Source organism: Nocardia sp. NPDC004718 (genome assembly GCF_053601535.1).
In genome coordinates, this window is sequence record NZ_JBSGCA010000126.1 from 1 (window position 1) to 3,797 (window position 3,797).

Sequence of the window (3,797 nt, forward strand, 5' to 3'; positions counted from 1 at the left end):
GCGACAGGTGTTTGCCGAGCGACCCCGACCGCAGCCTCGAAGATCATGGCTGCAGACCACGAACTCCGGCCCCGATTCAACAAGTTGGCGTTTGCGGCCTGACGCGCTGAATGAAGTTCAGCGGGAGGGTGCCGTGATGACGACACTTGATGCCGTGGCGAGGAAGAAGGCCGAGGCGTCGGCCGAGGAGCTGGCAGCGGCGGAGCTGGTGCGGATGGCCAAGGAACAGGGCTTGTCCCTGACCGGGCCGAACGGGCTGTGACCTGACCCCTCTGGTTCGGTCCGGGTGATCTGGCCCCCGCTGAGGGGGCCGTGGTTTTGAGAGTTGAGCAGACTGACCCGCAGGAGGTCACGATGCCTAAATCCTTTCCGCTGGCGATGCGACGGCAGGTGTGTGCTCGGCCGCGGGCCGGCGAGCCCGTCGCCGAGATAGCGGCCGAGACAGGGATCTCGCCTGCCACCTTGTTCCGGTGGAAGGCGCAGGTCCTCGTCGATGCAGGAGTCCGCGAGGGCATTCCGAGCGTGGAAGCTGATGAGCTGGCCCCGGCGAAGAAGAGGATCGCCGCATTGGAAGCCGAATTGAAACTCACTCGCGACGCCTGCGAATTGTTCGATGCGCAGGCGGTGGTGTCCCCAAAAGGCGGATCGCGGTCGTCGAAGGGCTGATCGCACTCGGACATTCGGGGCGGTCGGCCTGCCGAATCGCTGGAGTGCACAGATCCACCTTTCTGCGGCAACGGCGGCAGCCGTTGTCCACCAGAACGATTCGCAGGATTGTGGTCGCCGATGAGATATCCCGGATTCATGCCCAGTCCCGTGGAACCTACGGCAAACGCCGGATCAAGGCCGCGTTGCTGGCCGAGCGCGAGATGATCGTCAACCACAAGCTGGTTGCCTCGATCATGGCCGAGCGGGGGCTGTTCGGCCTGCCCAGACGCAAACGACGTGGCCACCCGATGCTCGCAGTGAGCACTCCCGCGGACCTGGTGAACCGGGCCTTCACCGCTGCCCGCCCCAACGAGCTGTGGTGCACCGACATCACCGAACATCCCGCAAGAGACGGAAAAGTCTATTGCTGCGCCATTTTGGACTGCTTCAGCAAGAAGATCGTCGGCCGATCCTTTTCCACCATTGCCGACACGCTGTTGGTCAACAACGCGGTCAACATGGCAATGACAGAACGCGTCACCGCCGAGGGGTTGATCGTGCATGCAGATCACGGAACACAATTCACCTCGTGGTCGTTCGGTGAGAACCTCCGCCGGCACAGGATTCTGCCTTCGTTCGGAACTGTCGGTGATTGCTTCGACAACGCAGCGATGGAGTCATTCTGGGGACGGATGCAAACCGAACTCCTCAACACCAGGAAGTGGTCGACAACCCTCGAGCTGACCATCGCGATGGCTGACTGGATCGACACCTTCTACAACAACGAGCGCCGTCACTCCTACCTCGGCCACCTCAGCCCCACCGAGTATGAGACCCTGTGGCTCGACATCCAACCAAGCCCTCAACTCTCGTAAGCGCGGACCGACGAGCGGGGGCCAGATCACCTGGACCGAACACCGGGGTCCCGTCAGCTGCTCAAACAGTTCACCAAGACCGTCCTCGAGACGGCGTTGAACGAGGAGATGACCGAACATCTGGGATTCGAGCCGAACCAGCCACCCGCGGAGCGGGACTCGGCGAATGTGCGCAACGGGACCAGGCCGAAGACGGTGCTGACCGACACGAGCGGGCCGGTGCCGATCGAGGTGCCCCGCGATCGCGACGGCAGTTTCGAACCTCAGATCGTCCGCAAGCGCCAGCGCCGGTTGACCGGGGTGGATGAGATCGTGCTGTCGCTGTATGCCAAAGGCCTGACCACCGGGGAGATCTCGACGCACTTCGCCGAGATCTATGGCGCGTCGGTGTCGAAGGAGACGGTCTCGCGCATCACCGACAAAGTGGTCGCGGAGATGCAGGAGTGGTCGTGCCGGCCGCTGGATGAGGTCTACGTGGCCATCTTCATCGATGCGATCGTGGTGAAGGTCCGTGATGGGCAGGTCGCCAACCGCCCGATCTACGCCGCGATCGGGGTCAGCGTCACTGGCGAGAAGGACATCCTTGGGTTGTGGGCCGCACCGGCGGTGAAGGCGCGAAGTTCTGGCTCAGCGTGCTCACCGACATCCGCAACCGCGGGGTCAAAGACGTGTTCTTCCTGGTCTGCGACGGCCTCAAAGGGCTGCCGGAGGTGGTCGGGAACGTGTGGCCGCTGGCCACGGTCCAGACCTGCATCATCCATTTGATCCGCAACACCTTCCGGCTGGCCGGGCGTCAGCATTGGGATGCGCTGCGACGGGATGTGAAACCGATCTACACCGCCGTCAACGCTGATGCGGCGCGCGCAGCGCTGGATGAACTCACTGACCGGTGGGGCTCGAAATACGGTGCGATCGTGCGTCTTTGGGAGAACTCGTGGGAGGAGTTCATTCCGTTCCTCGACTACGACATCGACGCGTGATCTTGTAAAAAACAGCGGTAGTGAAGACTGATCCCGGTCCTGGCCGGAGGGCATACCCAGGTGATCATGGATTGTTCTGCGTATGTTGACGATTCGTGTCGCTGGATGAGGAACACTTCCTGACCGATCGGCAGGTCGCGCTGTACGGCCGCTTCGGTGGTCCGCCGACGGAGGAGGAGCTGGAGCGGTTTTTCGTCCTGGACGACGCGGACCGCAAGCTGATCGGCCCTGGAGATCTCCCACCGATGCTCCAACCGAGTCTGATCCCGGCGAGTGTAAGTCTTCACACACGACAAGTCCGCGATCTCGAGCTGCTCGGCCAAATACTCCACCAACACCGACACCCCAGTAGTCACGAGCCAGAGTGAATCGCCCCGGTGAGTTCGGAGACTTACTGGTGTGACAGCTCAGCGGGTTGCTGGGCTGGGTTCTGAGCGTAGTGGGCGGCTTCCATCTCGGCGGGTGGGATGTCGCCGCAGTATTGGTAGAGGCGTCGGTGGTTGAACCAATCCACCCATTCGGCGGTGGCGAACTCGACGTGGTCGACGCTGCGCCAGGGGCCACGCGGCGTGATCAGCTCGGTTTTGTACAAGCCGTTCACGGTCTCGGCGAGGGCGTTGTCGAAGCTGGAGCCCACCGCGCCTGCGCTGGGCCTGGATCCCGGCTGCGGCCGAGGCGTTCGGTGAACGCAATAGATCAGTTGAATCCGGCTTGCGATCCTCTATCTGTGTGGTGGACAACATCTTTCACGTTCCAGCCCGCCCGCTCCCGGGTCCAGATCGCGTGCTCGATCGCGTCCAGCACCAGCGTCGTGGTCATCGACGTCGAAGTACGCCAGCCGATGATCCGACGGGCGTAGGCGTCGATCACGAACGCCACGTACACCCAGCCTGACCAGGTGGACACATACGTGATGTCGGCAAACCATATACGGTTCGGCGCCGGCGGCGTGAACTTCCGCTGCACCAGGTCCGCGGGCCGGTTCACACCAGAAGGAGGTCGGATAAAACATCATCCAGGACCCACCACCTGCCCCATTACGTGACCCGGCCCCCGGGAATAACGTGAGCGCCGACAGCCGAAACGGCTTCAATCCGATCGTGTCAGACATCCCAGGAACTTGGATGTCAAGGGAAGTCAGGCAGCGAGGTGTTGGTAGCGGTGTGACCAGGCTGTTTCTTGGCTGTAGGGGGTTTTGGTTTTCAGGCAGCCGTGCAGGATGCCCACGAGCCGGTTCCCGAGCTGGCGGAGGGCGGCGTTGTGGTTCATCTCCCGGCCGCGTAGTTCCTGGTAG

4 protein-coding genes and 3 pseudogenes are annotated in these 3,797 nt (G+C 62.5%); 4 read left to right on the plus strand and 3 right to left on the minus strand.

All coding sequences use genetic code 11. The features are described 5' to 3' along the window. Nucleotides 1-136 precede the first annotated feature (136 nt). From ACWEH3_RS35780 to ACWEH3_RS35795, 4 genes and pseudogenes are all read left to right on the plus strand, one after another. Entirely contained in the window at nt 137-262 is a 126-nt protein-coding gene (locus tag ACWEH3_RS35780) for a hypothetical protein (protein ID WP_450026796.1), read from the plus strand. 50 nt (nt 263-312) lie between these two features. After that, nucleotides 313-666: a transposase gene (locus ACWEH3_RS35785; protein ID WP_450026790.1), complete on the plus strand. Its 354-nt coding sequence runs from the start codon at nt 313-315 to the stop codon at nt 664-666. After that, nucleotides 645-1,523 carry an IS3 family transposase gene (locus ACWEH3_RS35790; protein ID WP_450026794.1) on the plus strand — a complete coding sequence of 293 codons (879 nt, stop codon included), beginning with the start codon at nt 645-647 and terminating at the stop codon, nt 1,521-1,523. The genes ACWEH3_RS35785 and ACWEH3_RS35790 overlap by 22 nt, the downstream gene beginning before the upstream one ends. Nucleotides 1,524-1,568: 45 nt before the next feature. After that, a pseudogene (locus ACWEH3_RS35795) lies at nt 1,569-2,497 on the plus strand (IS256 family transposase); the annotation flags it as partial. Here the strand turns inward: ACWEH3_RS35795 and ACWEH3_RS35800 are convergent. From ACWEH3_RS35800 to ACWEH3_RS35810, 3 genes and pseudogenes are all read right to left on the minus strand, one after another. Then, nucleotides 2,485-2,859, minus strand: coding sequence for a DUF4158 domain-containing protein (locus tag ACWEH3_RS35800; protein ID WP_450026792.1), 375 nt, complete (start codon nt 2,857-2,859; stop codon nt 2,485-2,487). The pseudogene ACWEH3_RS35795 and the gene ACWEH3_RS35800 overlap by 13 nt on opposite strands. Nucleotides 2,860-2,894: 35 nt before the next feature. Continuing rightward, nucleotides 2,895-3,481, minus strand: a pseudogene (locus ACWEH3_RS35805) (IS3 family transposase); the annotation flags it as partial. 159 nt (nt 3,482-3,640) lie between these two features. Continuing rightward, nucleotides 3,641-3,797: pseudogene (locus ACWEH3_RS35810) on the minus strand (IS110 family transposase); the annotation flags it as partial.

Bases quoted from the DNA above. Each gene is read 5' to 3' on its own strand.
- ACWEH3_RS35780 (WP_450026796.1), top strand. From the start codon at position 137: ATGACGACACTTGATGCCGTGGCGAGGAAGAAGGCCGAGGCGTCGGCC.